Origin of the sequence: Ruegeria sp., from assembly GCF_965243365.1 — a bacterium.
In the GTDB taxonomy this organism is placed as follows: domain Bacteria; phylum Pseudomonadota; class Alphaproteobacteria; order Rhodobacterales; family Rhodobacteraceae; genus Ruegeria.
On sequence record NZ_CBDEUW010000002.1, the window covers coordinates 300,289 to 313,860 of the forward strand.

General features: G+C 59.3%; 9 protein-coding genes. 2 read left to right on the plus strand and 7 right to left on the minus strand.

Features of this window, described 5'->3' with window-relative positions; all coding sequences use genetic code 11:
- Window positions 1-102: 102 nt before the first annotated feature.
- The 4 genes from ACP0GE_RS05190 to ACP0GE_RS05205 form a co-directional block, all read right to left on the minus strand.
- Window positions 103-2,664: a putative PEP-binding protein gene (locus tag ACP0GE_RS05190; protein WP_424830936.1), complete on the minus strand. Its 2,562-nt coding sequence runs from the start codon at window positions 2,662-2,664 to the stop codon at window positions 103-105.
- 68 nt (window positions 2,665-2,732) lie between these two features.
- Window positions 2,733-5,168, minus strand: a complete 2,436-nt coding sequence (gene glyS / locus ACP0GE_RS05195) for a glycine--tRNA ligase subunit beta (protein WP_424830937.1) — start codon at window positions 5,166-5,168, stop codon at window positions 2,733-2,735.
- 9 nt (window positions 5,169-5,177) lie between these two features.
- On the minus strand, window positions 5,178-6,389 hold the full coding sequence (gltS, locus tag ACP0GE_RS05200) for a sodium/glutamate symporter (protein WP_424830938.1): 1,212 nt from the start codon (window positions 6,387-6,389) through the stop codon (window positions 5,178-5,180).
- 11 nt (window positions 6,390-6,400) lie between these two features.
- Window positions 6,401-6,922: a DUF6446 family protein gene (locus tag ACP0GE_RS05205; RefSeq protein ID WP_424830939.1), complete on the minus strand. Its 522-nt coding sequence runs from the start codon at window positions 6,920-6,922 to the stop codon at window positions 6,401-6,403.
- A 78-nt stretch (window positions 6,923-7,000) separates the two neighbouring features.
- Here ACP0GE_RS05205 and ACP0GE_RS05210 point away from each other — a divergent pair, with 78 nt between their 5' ends.
- Entirely contained in the window at window positions 7,001-7,633 is a 633-nt protein-coding gene (locus ACP0GE_RS05210; RefSeq protein ID WP_424830940.1) for a MarC family protein, read from the plus strand.
- A gap of 8 nt (window positions 7,634-7,641) precedes the next feature.
- Here the strand turns inward: ACP0GE_RS05210 and ACP0GE_RS05215 are convergent, their stop codons facing one another.
- Window positions 7,642-8,571 (minus strand): glycine--tRNA ligase subunit alpha, encoded by a 930-nt coding sequence (locus ACP0GE_RS05215; protein WP_424830941.1) that lies wholly within the window; start codon window positions 8,569-8,571, stop codon window positions 7,642-7,644.
- A gap of 192 nt (window positions 8,572-8,763) precedes the next feature.
- Here ACP0GE_RS05215 and ACP0GE_RS05220 point away from each other — a divergent pair, with 192 nt between their 5' ends.
- Entirely contained in the window at window positions 8,764-10,497 is a 1,734-nt protein-coding gene (locus tag ACP0GE_RS05220; protein ID WP_424830942.1) for a serine protease, read from the plus strand.
- A gap of 45 nt (window positions 10,498-10,542) precedes the next feature.
- On the opposite strand, the gene ACP0GE_RS05225 is transcribed toward ACP0GE_RS05220, so the two are convergent.
- Window positions 10,543-12,117, minus strand: coding sequence for a thiamine pyrophosphate-binding protein (locus tag ACP0GE_RS05225; RefSeq protein ID WP_424830943.1), 1,575 nt, complete (start codon window positions 12,115-12,117; stop codon window positions 10,543-10,545).
- Window positions 12,117-13,565, minus strand: coding sequence for a TrkH family potassium uptake protein (locus ACP0GE_RS05230; protein WP_424830944.1), 1,449 nt, complete (start codon window positions 13,563-13,565; stop codon window positions 12,117-12,119). The genes ACP0GE_RS05225 and ACP0GE_RS05230 overlap by 1 nt, the downstream gene beginning before the upstream one ends.
- Window positions 13,566-13,572: the final 7 nt, after the last annotated feature.

Consider the following 13,572-nt stretch of genomic DNA (forward strand, 5'->3'; position numbering starts at 1 on the left):
CAGTTCTGAAAAAAATGCAAGTGGAATCTTGCCCGTCGAGGCAAAAAAAATTGCCCCGCAAAACCGTCCCTGACCCACTATTCTTAGGGCTTGCGGGCTTAGTCAACCCCCAAGTTTGGACGAAATCGCCAACTGAGCGGCAGACAGCCGAGCGACGGGCACCCGGAACGGTGAACAGGAAACATAGTCGAACCCAAGGTCGCGACAGATCGCGATTGATTCGGGATTTCCCCCATGTTCCCCGCACACTGAAAGAGTCACATCTGGCTGCGCGTCCCGGGCTCGTTCCGAGCCCAAGCGCAGCAATTCGCCCACCCCATCGGCGTCCAACACATGGAACGGGTCTTCATTGAAGACCCCCAGCCGAACATAGGCCGACATGAACCGGCCCGCATCGTCACGCGACAGGCCATAGGTCATCTGCGTCAGGTCGTTCGTGCCAAAACTCAGGAAGGCCGTATGCGGTGCAATCTCATCGGCACGCAGACAAGCGCGCGGGGTTTCCGCCATCACGCCAAGGCGATAATCAAACTCCTGCCCCTGTTCCGAGGCCACTTCGGCCGCCACGGCATCGATGCGCGCCTTGACCAGTTCCACCTCGCGCTTGGCCGAAACCAGCGGTATCATCACCTCGGGCACGACGGGCGCGCCGTCTTTGCTGGCTTCCAGCGTCGCTTCAAAAATCGCGCGGGCCTGCATGTCGTAGATTTCCGGCACGGTCACACCCAAACGCACCCCGCGCAGCCCCAGCATTGGGTTGTACTCGCTCATCGCCGAGACCCGGCGTTCTACGTCCGAAACCGGTAGATCCAGCGCCTCTGCCAGTTCTCGCTGACCGCTGCGGGTGGTCGGAAGAAACTCGTGCAAAGGCGGGTCGAACAGTCGGATGCAGACGGGCTGACCTTCCATAATGCGAAACAGTTGCACGAAATCCTGCCGCTGCATCGGCAACAGGCGTTCCAGCACAGCAGCGCGCCCCGAGGGGGTCTGCGCAAAGATCATCTCTCGCATCACGGTCAGGCGACCGGGATCGAAGAACATGTGTTCGGTCCGGCAGAGGCCGATACCCTTCGCCTCAAAGTTCCGGGCTGTCTGGGCGTCAGCAGGCGTATCCGCATTGGCGCGGATTTCAATGTCGCGTTCGGCGTCAGCCCAGCCCATAAGCGTTTGAAAACAATCGTCCAGGGCTGCTTCCAGCATCGCGGGTTTACCTGCCAAAACCTGCCCGGAACTGCCGTCGATTGTCAGAGTATCCCCGGTTTTGAACACACGTCCGTCCGGGGCACTCAGAAGTCTTTTCTTGCTCTGAAACCGCATGTCCGAGGCACCGACGATACAGGGCAGCCCAAGCCCGCGCCCGATTACCGCCGCGTGGCTGGTCATACCCCCTTTTTCCGTCAGAACGGCAACGGCGGCGTGCATGCCGCGTACATCCTCGGGCGAAGTTTCCCGACGTACCAGAACGCACGGCTCACCCCTTGCGGCGCCGGCCTGCGCTTCGGCGGCGGTAAAGACGATCTTGCCGGTCGCAGCACCCGGGCTGGCGGCGATCCCGGTGGCCAGAACATCACGCTCGGCATCCGGATGGACCTGACGGTGCAACAGCTCGTTCAAGGAATGCGGATCAATCCGCATCACTGCTTCTTGCGGCGGGATGATCCCGTCCTCGGCCAACCGCACCGCGATCCGCATCGCCGCGCGCGATCCGCGTTGAACGCGGACACCGTCCAGAATATGCACCTGCCCGTTTTGCACGACGAACTCGACCTGCATTTCCTCACGCAGTTTCACCCGCATCAAAGCGGCATGGGCCTTGAGATCGGCAAAAGCTTCCGGCGCCACATCCTCCAGCGACTGGCCGCGCTCGTCCTTTTCCAGATAGAGGGCGGATACCCCCTCGCCCAGCGCATCCCGCCCCTGGCTCTGGCTCAGATAACGTCCGGTAATCTGAGGCATTCCGGTGACCGGGTCGACCAGTTGCAACACACCCGAGCCGCATTCGCCCTGTCCGACGCCCGGGATCATCTCTTGTATCACCAACCCAAGCCCCGCATCCGCCGGGGCCCCTTTGGCCTGCCGCAGCAGGCGCGCCGAGGTTCCATCCCACGCCCGCGCCATCGAACGCAAAACGGCGGCCAGTTGCTCACCCCGGTCTTGTGGAAAGGCTTCGTCGGTCTCATCCTCATAGGCGCGCAGGGACAAGCTCAACCCTTCGCGCCCGTCTGCCTCGATTTCATCGAACACATCGGGGTCCAGCCGTGCGACATGTGTCGCGTAGCTTTGGACAAAACGCAGATACAGCGCGGCGGTCGCATCCCGACCCATTTCGGCGGACAGGTCCAGATAAGCAGCGTCATTCATGCCGATATTCAGAACAGCCCCCGGCCCGCCCCAATCCGGGTCTTCGGAACTGGGCCGCACGCACAGAAGGGATGTTGGCGCGAATTGCCCCTGAATCGCTGCGATATCAGGCAGTTGCCCGGTTGCAATTGCCTGGACCGACTCGAACGACAACGCCACCGTGCGCGGCACGGGCATGTCGAGCCGGACCAGACGTTGTAGACATTTCGCACGCCCCCCATGGGTATTGGCGGCGACGGGGGCGTCGGGTGTGATCAGCGTTGTATGCGGATTATTCTGCACTGCGGCACCTTTTGGTTTCACCGCAGCATAGGCAGATGCGCCTTACACGCAAGGGCGTTATGGGCGCACAATGCCGCGCGCCCCGTGCGTCAACCTTCGATTTTCGTCAAATCCGCGACGCTGGAACAGACCTTCCTGATTTGACTGAGCAGGTTCAGACGGTTGCGGCGCAGGATGTCATTGTCAGTATTGACCTGCACATCCTCAAAGAACGCATCGACCGGCCCACGCAAGGCGGCCATGGCCGCCATGGCAGTAGGGAAATCCTCGGCCCTGAGCGCCGGATCGATCTGCGCCTGAGCCGCGTCGAGGGCTGCAAACAGCGCCTTTTCGCTGTCCGTCTCGGCAAATTTCACATCTGCGCCGTAGGAGTATTCAACTCCGTCTTTGTCTTCGGCCTGCGTCAGGATGTTGTTGGCGCGCTTGAAGCCCTGCACGAGGTTCTCGCCATCCTCGGTCGCAATCACCGCGTTCAGAGCGCGCGCGCGTTTGACCAGCAGGTTGAGATCGTCATTGCCGTCCATCGCGATGCAGGCGTCGATGATGTCGTGGCGGATGCCCTCATCACGCAGGAAGACCTTGAGGCGGTCGTGGAAGAAGGAGAGAAGGTCGTCAGAAATACGTTCGGCGGCAGGTTTCCAAACGTGGCTATTATTTTGACTCTTCAAGAAAAAGCTCAAAGGGCTTGGCTCATCATCGACAAAATCTACAACAGACGCGAAGTAATCCAAATCTTCAAGACGCTTAGAGAAAACGTCCCAGGCTTCTCGAACCGCCTCGTAGTTTGCTGGGTGCTCGTCCATCAAATCATAAGCAATACCGCTTAGATGCTGCTCTACCAAATCTGCAAAGTCATCGTCTTCCGGATCGCTAAGGGTAAAATGCGAGTACGGTTTTTCACGCCAAAGCTGGTGCGGTCTCGCCTCGCCCTGCGCCGGGTCCCATGACTGCGGTAAGTTCTGAAAGAACCTATGGTCGCCTTTGGAGAGAGTCAGCAAAAGCCCAAGAACTGAGGCTTCAATCATGTCTTTCACTGATACTCGAATTTCATTTTCTGACAGAAGCCTAAACTCCCCCAACGCCGCGCGACGCAAGGCGAACGGGTCTTTCGACCCGGTCGGCTTCTCATCAATCGCCCAGAACCCGGTCAGCGTGTCCAGCTTGTCAGCCAGCGCCACGGTCACCGAGAGCGGCGCGGTCGGCACGTCATCCGACGGACCCAGCGGCGAGTAATGCTCCTGCGCCACTGCGGCCACGGCGGCGTCTTCGCCTGCCGCTTCGATGTAATAGCGCTCCATAAACCCCTGAAGTTCGGGGAATTCATAGACCATTTCGGAACTCAGGTCGGCCTTGGCCAGACGCGCGGCTTTCTCGGCCTGATCGGCATTCGCGCCGGTCACAGGGGCCAGTTCGCGGGCCAGTGCGGCGATGCGGTCGATGCGCTCGGCCTGTGTGCCCAGCTTGTTGTGGAAGGTCACATTCTCCAGCGCGCGGGTCCATTGGGCGATGTCCGATTTGGCGACACGCAGGTCATTCTCCCAGAAGAACTTGGCATCGGCCAGACGGGCCGACAGCACCTTTTGGTTCCCCGCCAGAATGGTCGCGCCATTGTCGGTGGTTTCGCGGTTGGCGACGGTGATGAAGCGCTCGATCCGGCCCGTTTTGGGGTTCTTCACCGAAAAGAACTTCTGATGCTCTTTCATCGAGGTCTGCAGCACCTCGGGCGGCAGGTCGAGGAATTCGTCGTCGATCTGCCCCATCAGCACGACGGGCCATTCCACCAAACCGGCAACTTCGGCCAGCAGGCCCTGATCTTCGACCACTTCCAGACCGGCGGCAAAGGCCATGTTCTGGGCGTCGTTCCAGATATGCTCGGCGCGTTCCTCGGGCGACAGAACCACAAAGGCACGCTTCAGCTTGGCGGCGTAATCCTCATAGGAGGAAACAAAAAACCGGTTCGGCGCCATGAAACGGTGGCCTTCGGTCGCATCACTCGCCTTGATCCCTTCGACCTCAAGCGGAACGACTTGCGCGCCAGCTTCGTCACTCAAAATACAAAGGATCGAGTGCAGCGGCCGCACCCAGCGCATCGGGCCATTACCCCAGCGCATCGATTTGGGCCAGGGGAAGTTGCGGATTGTGCCCTCAAGCACTTCGGCCACGATCTCGGCCGCCGGGCGACCGGCTTTTTCGATGGTGGCGAAATAAACCGCGCCTTTGGGCGTGTCGCGTTCTTCCAATTGATCTCGGGTCAGGCCTGCACCACGCAGAAAGCCTTCGACGGCCTTCTCGGGCGCGCCGACCTTGGGGCCTTTGCGTTCTTCGCGGATGGTGGGGCTTTCCGCCAGCAATCCTTCGACCGCCAGCGTCAGGCGGCGGGGCGTGGTTAGCGCGGCGGCCCCGGCATAGGTCAGACCACCCTCGACCAGACCATCGGTGATCCGCTTTTTCAGGTCCTCACCGGCGCGGGTCTGCATGCGGGCGGGGATTTCCTCGGAAAACAGTTCGATCAGCAGGTCGGGCATTGTCGGTCCTTAGAATGAAACAATCGTCTGGATGACGATGGCGTTGGCGATATCCACAAAGAAGGCGGATACAAGGGGCAGCACGATAAAGGCAATAGGCGACGGGCCATATCGCTTGGTTACGGCCGTCATATTCGCGATAGCGGTGGGGGTTGCGCCCAAAGCGAACCCTCCGAAACCCGCTGCCAGCACGGCGGCGCGGTAATTCGAGCCCATGACAGGGAACAGTACCAACAGCACGAACAGGACGGCAAACAGGGTTTGGGCCGTCATGATCACAGCGATGGCCAGCCCCAGTTCGGCAATGGTCCAAAGCTGCAGACTCATCAACGACATCGCCAGAAATGCGCCCAGCGCGAATTCCGAGATCAGCGCCAGGGATGGCGTACGTGCAACGGGTGGGGCCGAAGGAAACAACGCGCTGCGCAGGTTGGCTATTACGATCCCCATGATCAGGCAGGGCACAAAAAGCGGCAGCTTCAGACCGGCTGCGGCAATCACTTCGCCTAAAGCATAGCCCAGAATGATCGCTATGTTCAGGTAGAGCAGAACGCGCATGATGGTCAGGTGATCAATCGCGGGTTTCTGGTCCGCGGCGTTATCCGGCAAGCCGACGCTGGGCCCCTCGTCCGGGCGGTCCGGGGTCAGGTTGCGTCCTTCGACCAGAAAGCGCGCAATCGGGCCGCCGACCAGCGCGGCCAGAACCAAACCAAGCGTCGCAACCGCCACACCCAGTTCGGTCGCACCGTCCAGTCCCGTGACACTGGCCACTTCGGGCGCCCAGGCAATGGCCGTGCCATGCCCACCTATAAGAGCGGCAGAGCCGAACAGGACGCCAGCTTGCGCAGGATAACCGAAAATCGAAGCCCCAACTGCGCCGATCACGTTCTGAAACAGGATTGTCGCCAGAGTCAGAATGAGAAGCAAAAGCAAAGGCTTGCCGCCCGCAACTAAATCCGACAGGCGCGCATTCAACCCGATCCCTGCAAAAAACAGAACCAGCAGAAAATCGCGCGCTGTCAAACCAAAGGACAGTTCGATGTCGAACAGTAGATACAACAATAGTACGGCCAAAGAGGCCAACAGCCCACCGGTTACGGGTTCGGGGATGTTGTAACTGCGCAGGGTCGCGACACGGGCGTTGATTTCAGCCCCCACGAGATAGACGGCAAAGCCCAGCGTGGCAGTCAGGAAATCAGGGATTTCAATGACATGACCCACGGGCTTGCTCCTTAGTTTTCAGGTCGCGGCGGGCATTCCTCGCCCACGACTGTTCCGTCATAGGCTTTCTCGCCGCAATTGTTCAGCGCGTGCCAGACAAAGCCGTGGCCATCATTGGTGACAGCCACGATCCGGTCGACCCCATAGTGGATGTTCTTGACACCCATGAACGCCCGCGCCTGACCTGATTTCAGGTCTTGAGCCAGAGACACGGCATCATAGCAATCAAACCAACCCGGCGCGGTCAGGGGTTCAGGGTGTTCCACAGGTTGGAAGCCTGCCAGCTGATCCGGCGTCAGTTCGGTTTCAAAACAAGCCCGATACCGGATCGGAGAGCTGTCGGCGTCAATCGCCCGAAATGCCGAATAGGCAATCGGAGTTGGCTCATCCGCCCCGTTTTCAAGCAAGACGACATCCTGACCGGGCACAGGCTCCACATCATAATAAAACCCGTAAACCTGCAAATAATACATACCCGCACCGGCCAGAAGGGCGGACAGAAGCAAAATGATTGCAAGCAGTTTTCCCGTCATTTCTTAGACCGCCTCTTTCAAGTTCTTGTAAAATAGGACAGGTTCCATCGGGGTACAGGCAGAAAAAAGGTGACCTTTATGGAAACGACCCTCGCCGTCGGGTTTTTCGGCGCGCTTTTTGCGATCATGAACCCGATTACCAACTTGCCGGTGTTTCTGAGTGTCACTCAGGACCTGCCCGCCGCCGATCAGCGCAAGATCGCGGTAAAAACGGCGATCTATTGTGTGATTCTGGGCGGCGCCTTCGCCTCGGTCGGCAGTCAGGCGCTGGGGCTGTTCGGGATCAGCGTGGATCACCTGCGGGTCGCTGGCGGGCTGGTGGTCATGATGATCGGTCTGAACATGCTGAACGGGAACGAGAGCAGTTCGCACCACGGAACCGACGGAGAAAAGCAATCCTACCCGGCGCCCGAGACTGTTGCCTTTTACCCGCTGGCCTTTCCGATACTGGTTGGACCGGGCACAATCACCACCCTGATCCTGTACGCGCACCATATCAAAAACCCGTTTGAAGCCACTGTTTACGCAGGTGTTTTTCTGGCGGTGGTCGCCCTGCTTCTGGTAACTTTCTGGAATGCTGCATGGCTGGCTGAACGCCTTTCGGACAATGCCCGCGTGATCATGAGCCGATTTATGGGCATGATTCTGTCGGCCATCGCGATCAGCATGATCGCCGACGGCCTCAAAGTATTGTTGCCCGGATTGGCCTGAATGCCCCATCAAGCCTCGAACCCGGCGGCCTCGGTCTGAACGAACGCATCTGCGCACTGTTTGGCCAGCGCCCGGACCCGGCCGATATAGGCCTGACGCTCGGTCACCGAGATCACACCGCGTGCGTCCAGCAGATTGAAGATATGCGAAGCCTTGATGCACTGGTCATAGGCTGGATGCGCCATGATAATACGCTTGCCGGTTTTCGGATCGTCATGCTCCTGCGCCAGAATGGCGGCGCACTCGGCCTCAGCCTCTTCGAAATGACGCAAAAGAACTTCGGTGTTGGCCACGTCAAAGTTCCAGCGGGCGTATTCTTCCTCGGTCTGCTTGAAGATATCACCATAGGTCAACGGGCTTGGTGACTGCGGATCGTTGAACGGCATGTCCATCACGTGGTCGATGCCCAGTACATACATGGCCAGGCGCTCCAGGCCGTAAGTCAACTCGCCCGAAACCGGGGCACAGTCATGGCCGCCGACCTGTTGGAAATAGGTGAACTGGCTGACTTCCATACCATCGCACCAGACTTCCCACCCAAGACCCCACGCGCCGAGGGTCGGGCTTTCCCAGTCATCTTCGACAAAACGGATATCGTGAAGGTCCATGTCGATACCGATGGCCTTAAGCGAGCCCAGATACAGCTCTTGCAGGTCAGGTGGGCTGGGTTTGATCAGCACCTGATACTGGTAATAATGCTGCAGGCGGTTCGGGTTCTCTCCGTAGCGCCCGTCTGTTGGGCGGCGCGACGGCTGCACATAAGCCGCAGCCCAGGCTTTTGAGCCCAAAGCGCGCAGGGTTGTGGCCGGGTGAAACGTCCCTGCCCCGACCTCCATGTCGTAAGGCTGAAGAATGGCGCAGCCTTTCGACGCCCAATAGGTCTGAAGCCGCAGGATGATCTCCTGAAATGAACGCGGTGCGCTGGACGGTTCGGTCATGACATTCCCTTTGGGCTTCGGGTGGATTTGGCCCTTCCTATGCAAGGGGCCAATGGGCGTCAACGGGCCAATGCACCGGGGCTGTCACTGCGCAGCCACACCGTAAATTCCCCGTAACGCAGGCATGGCGTTTGACCCGCGAAATCGCGTACTCTGCCGCGAAGTAACGACACTGCATAAAACGGGCAGAAAATGACACGGCTTTTCACGGCATTTCTTTTATTTCTTGTTTTTGGCCTGCGTGCCGCGTGGGCGCAGCAGGATCAAGGCGTCTGGGTTCAGGTCGAGGCGCAACCGTCGCTGCGAGAGGCGCAAGATCGGGCACAGGCTTATGCACAGAACCTGCCGGATGTGAACGGATTCCGCCTGAACAGTGGCTGGTATGCCATTGTAATCGGGCCATATCTGCGCGCGGATGCCGAACAGGTACTGCGCGTCTATCGGGCCGAGGGGCAGATTCCGGCTGACAGTTTCATCGCATTTTCTAACGGGCTGGCCCAACAATTCTGGCCGGTTGGTGCGAATATTCTGAACCGAGGCGTTGTCACTTCGCCGGTCGAGCCTGAGGCGGAGCCGCCTGTCGTCAGCCTGTCTGTACAACCGGCCGAGGAAACCCGGCCGCAGGCTCTACAGGGTGAACGTCTGCTGACCGCGCAGGAACGCAAGGACCTGCAAACCGCGCTGCAGGCGGCGGGGTTTTACAATTCGACCATCGACGGGGCCTTTGGCGCGGGTACGCGCCGCTCTATGTCCGAGTGGCAGCGTTTCAACGGTTTTGAGCAAACCGGCGTTTTGACAACCTTGCAACGCAAGACCCTTTTGGACGACTACAACGCTCCGCTGATCAGTGTTGGTATGGCCCGCCACATCGATGATCAGGCGGGGATTTCAATGGATCTGCCACTGGGCATCGTTTCGTTTGACCGGTACGAGGCCCCCTTTGCCCATTTCAACTCTACTTCGGAATTGGACACACAGGTTTTGCTGATCTCACAGGAAGGCAGCCGCGCCACATTGCAGGCCCTGTACGAGGTCATGCAATCGTTGGAGATTGTGCCCCTAAACGGCCCACGTGAACTGCGCCGCGATGCCTTTACGATAGAAGGGCGCGGCAATGGGATCGTGTCCTATACGCAAGCTGCGCTGAAAGACGGCAAAATCAAAGGTTTCACTTTAGTCTGGCCCGAAGGGGATGACGCCCGTCGTGCCCGGGTTCTGGCTGCGATGCGCGCCAGCTATGCCACCACAGACGCCGTTCTGGATGCGGGCGCTGGCGCCAGCGCAGAGCAGAGGATCGATCTGGTCTCTGGCCTGCAAATCCGCAAACCGCGCCTGTCGCGGTCCGGGTTCTTTGCGGACGCCTCGGGCTCGGTCCTCACCGTGTCCGAAATTGCGCAGGGCTGTGGACGGATCACGCTGGACGGCGATCAGGAAGTGCAGGTCGCCTGGTCCGATGCGGATCAGGGGATTGCCGTGCTGCGCCCGAACCAAACCCTGGCCCCGATCAGTGTCGCCGAATTCAAGGCAGAAACGCCGCGTCTGCAATCGGAAATCGCGGTCTCAGGATATTCCTACGAGGGTGCTTTGGGTGCACCGACACTGACCTTTGGTCAGGTCGCAGACATTCGCGGACTGGACGGTGAAACCGGCGTCAAACGACTGTCCCTGTCCGCCCAGCCGGGGGATGCAGGCGGACCGGTCTTTGATCAAAGCGGCAATGTCGTGGGTATGTTGCTGCCAAAACCAACAAAAGGCCGCACACTGCCAGCCAGCGTCAGCCTGGCCGCAAATGTGGAAAGCCTGACCGACGTACTGACTAAGGCAGGCGTGTCAGGTCAACCAGGTCAGGGCAGCACGCAAATGTCACCCAACGAACTGACCCGCAGGGCCAGCGGCATGACTGTTCTGGTTCACTGCTGGGATTGAAGACAGAAACGGTGCCGCAGACAACACGGCGCCGTATATCTGTATCTACAAGATTTCGGGTGTCAGCCGGATCAACGTTGGCACCGGAGCCTCAAGAGCCGCTTTGACGACAGCCTGCAGTTCCTCAAAATTCGTTGGCGTCGCGGACAAGGCGCCGTAAGCCTCAGCCAGTTTGCAGAAGTCTGGATTGTGAGCGATGACCGAATTCGGTGCGATCTGACCCCGTACCATACTGTCCTCAATCTCTTTCAGCTTGCCGTTATCCCAGAGGATAATCGGCAGCGACAACCCAAGCTCGACCGCCGTTCCAAGCTCTTGCAGCGTGTATTGAAAGCCGTAGTCCCCGGCAATTACGGCAGTCGGCTTGCCACGCCGCGCCACAGCACCACCGATCCCCGCTGGCAAGCCGTAGCCCAGCGTGCCAAAGCCGGTCGGGTGATGCCAATGATAGGGATAGGCCATGTCCCAAAGCTCTTTCGCGACATAAGCAATCTGTGTCATGTCGGAATAAATCATTGTGTCCAGGGGCAGTGCCGCCCGCAATGCCTCTATCACAGGCGCGATGCCGGGGCGGTCCGCGTCAATCTCGGCACGCCAACGCGCGCGGGCGTCAATAACCTCTTCGGGTGTCCATCCAGCGGCCGCCTTGGCGGTCTCGGTGGCCTCCCACAGGGCGCGTGCAAAGCTTTCGCCATCGGCCTGAATCTTCACGGCTGCCCGATGATGATCCGAAAGAACCTCAGCATCCAGATCAACACGTACCAGGTTGGCCGTATGACCCAGCTCGCGCCGCCACAGATCGACCTCGCCCAGCTCGGCACCGACGGCCACGACCAGATCAGCCGAGCCGATAATCTCGGCACTGCCGGGGCGCGATAACATTGCGCCAAAATCCAGCGGGTAGTTTGCCCCCGCCATACCCCGCCCCGCGTAAGTCGTGAAACAGGCCGCACCCAGATTGGTCAGGATTTGCCGCCACGAATTGGAACGGGCACCACCGCCCAGAATGAACAGCGGACGACGCGCTATGTTCAGCAGCGACACGACCGGAGCCACATCGGGTTGCAAGGCCTTTGTGCGCAGCGCCGCCTGGTTGGGAAAAGGTGCAGGCTCAGCCTCGGCTTCAAGCTGCGCAATCGGCACCTGAATATGCTTGGGCCGGGGCCGGGACAGGGCAAATTCTTCAAACGCGCGTTCGATCAGGCCATAGGCCGCATCGGCAGTGTCGGCCTGACGTGACCAGTCCGCAACCGTTTCGGCCGCCATTCGCTGGTCCTTCATCTGATGCAACTGTCCACGGGCGGCCTGCGCTTCGTCCAGACAGGAGGACAGAACCAACAACGGAACCGAATCGGAATAGGCCTGCCCCACCGGCGTCATGATGTTGCACAGTCCCGGCCCGGTGATCACATAAGCCACACCAGGCTTTCCTGTCGCCCGGGCATATCCATCTGCCATGAACCCCGCACCCTGCTCGTGGCGCGCCAGCACATGAGTGATTCCGGCCTCTTCAATGCCGCGATACATTTCCTGATTGTGCACACCTGGGATGCCAAATATCACGTCAACGCCCCGATCCCTCAGCATGTGGGAAATTTGCGCACCAAGGGGTCTTTTCATCAATCTCTCCAGAATTGAACAGTGAAGATCGCGTACACGGCCAAAAGCTCAAGCCGCCCGACCAGCATGCCGATTGTCAAAAGCCATTTTGCGGTATCATTCAGGCCTGCGAAATTTCCCGCCGGGCCGATCTGGTCCCCCAGCCCGGGCCCGACATTGGCCAGCGCCGTGGCTGCACCTGAAACAGACGTGATAAAATCCAGACCGGTGAAAGCCAGCGCCCAGGACAGAACGCCCATCGACAGCGCGAAGAACATAAAGAAGCTCATGACCGAGGTCAAAACGTCCCGTCCGATCGGGCGACCATCATAGGTGGGCATGAACACGCCATGCGGCGATCTGATCCGGCGGATTTGTGTCCGGATCGACGCAAACAACAACTGGTATCGGAATACTTTGATCGAACAGGCCGTCGAGCCCGCGCAACCGCCGATCAGACCGATCAGAAAGAACACCATAACCGGGAAGCTGCCCCACCCCATATAGTCGACGCTGGCGTAACCAGTGCCCGAAATGATCGAGGTGATGTTGAACAATGACTGGCGGAAAGCCTGTTCCCAATGATGCGGGAAGACCGAGGTCAGGAATATGGTCATGACAGCCACCAAAACCGCAATCGTGATAACAAATGCCCGGATCTGGCTGTCCCGCCACAAAGAGTTGGTGTTACCGTTGGCCAGTTGCACATAACGCACAAATGGCAGCGCTGCGAGGATCATGAAGACAGACGCCGCATATTCGGTGGGACCCGAGAAGGTCGCGAACGAGTCGTCATAATTGGAAAAACCACCCGTGGCGATTGTGGTCATGGAATGGACGGTGGCATCGATAAAACTCATGCCGAAACCGGCATAGACCAGTGCGCAGACAAAGGTCAGGAACACGTAGATCAGCGAAATCTGCCCGGCAATCTCTTGCGCGCGAGGCAGGATTTTCCCCATCGTTTCAAACCCTTCCGAACGGAAGATCTGCATCCCGCCAACCCGGAGTTCGGGCAGGAAAACCATTGCAACCACGATAATCCCGATACCACCCAGCCATTGCAGGATTCCCCGCCACAACAGCAGGCCCTGCGGCAGATCATCCAGTCCGTTGATGACGGTGGACCCGGTGGTCGTCAGGCCAGACATGGCCTCGAAATAGGCATCGACAAAGCGCAGTTCAGACTCGCCGAACAGAAAGGGAATTGCGCCGAATACCGGCAGGGCAACCCAGACGCCGGTGGTCAGCAAAAAGGTCTGACGGATCGTCAACCCCTCACCCACGCCGTTGGCACAGCTCATGGCCAGAACGACGCCGGTCAGGACCGTAATCACCGCGCTTTCAAAAAAGACCGTCCACTCGCCGCGACCCTCAATCAGGTCGGCGATCATCGGAAACAGCATGGTCACCCCAAGAACGGCGACCAGTTGGCCAATCACATATCCGACAGGGCGAAGGTCCATCATGACGGGC

What these genes read in the sequence shown, in the direction of transcription:
- glyS (WP_424830937.1), bottom strand. Translation starts at nt 5,168, where the DNA reads ATGCCCGACCTGCTGATCGAACTGTTTTCCGAGGAAATCCCCGCCCGC.
- ACP0GE_RS05205 (WP_424830939.1), bottom strand. Translation starts at nt 6,922, where the DNA reads ATGACGGGAAAACTGCTTGCAATCATTTTGCTTCTGTCCGCCCTTCTG.
- ACP0GE_RS05210 (WP_424830940.1), top strand. Translation starts at nt 7,001, where the DNA reads ATGGAAACGACCCTCGCCGTCGGGTTTTTCGGCGCGCTTTTTGCGATC.
- ACP0GE_RS05215 (WP_424830941.1), bottom strand. Translation starts at nt 8,571, where the DNA reads ATGACCGAACCGTCCAGCGCACCGCGTTCATTTCAGGAGATCATCCTG.
- ACP0GE_RS05220 (WP_424830942.1), top strand. Translation starts at nt 8,764, where the DNA reads ATGACACGGCTTTTCACGGCATTTCTTTTATTTCTTGTTTTTGGCCTG.
- ACP0GE_RS05225 (WP_424830943.1), bottom strand. Translation starts at nt 12,117, where the DNA reads ATGAAAAGACCCCTTGGTGCGCAAATTTCCCACATGCTGAGGGATCGG.
- ACP0GE_RS05230 (WP_424830944.1), bottom strand. Translation starts at nt 13,565, where the DNA reads ATGATGGACCTTCGCCCTGTCGGATATGTGATTGGCCAACTGGTCGCC.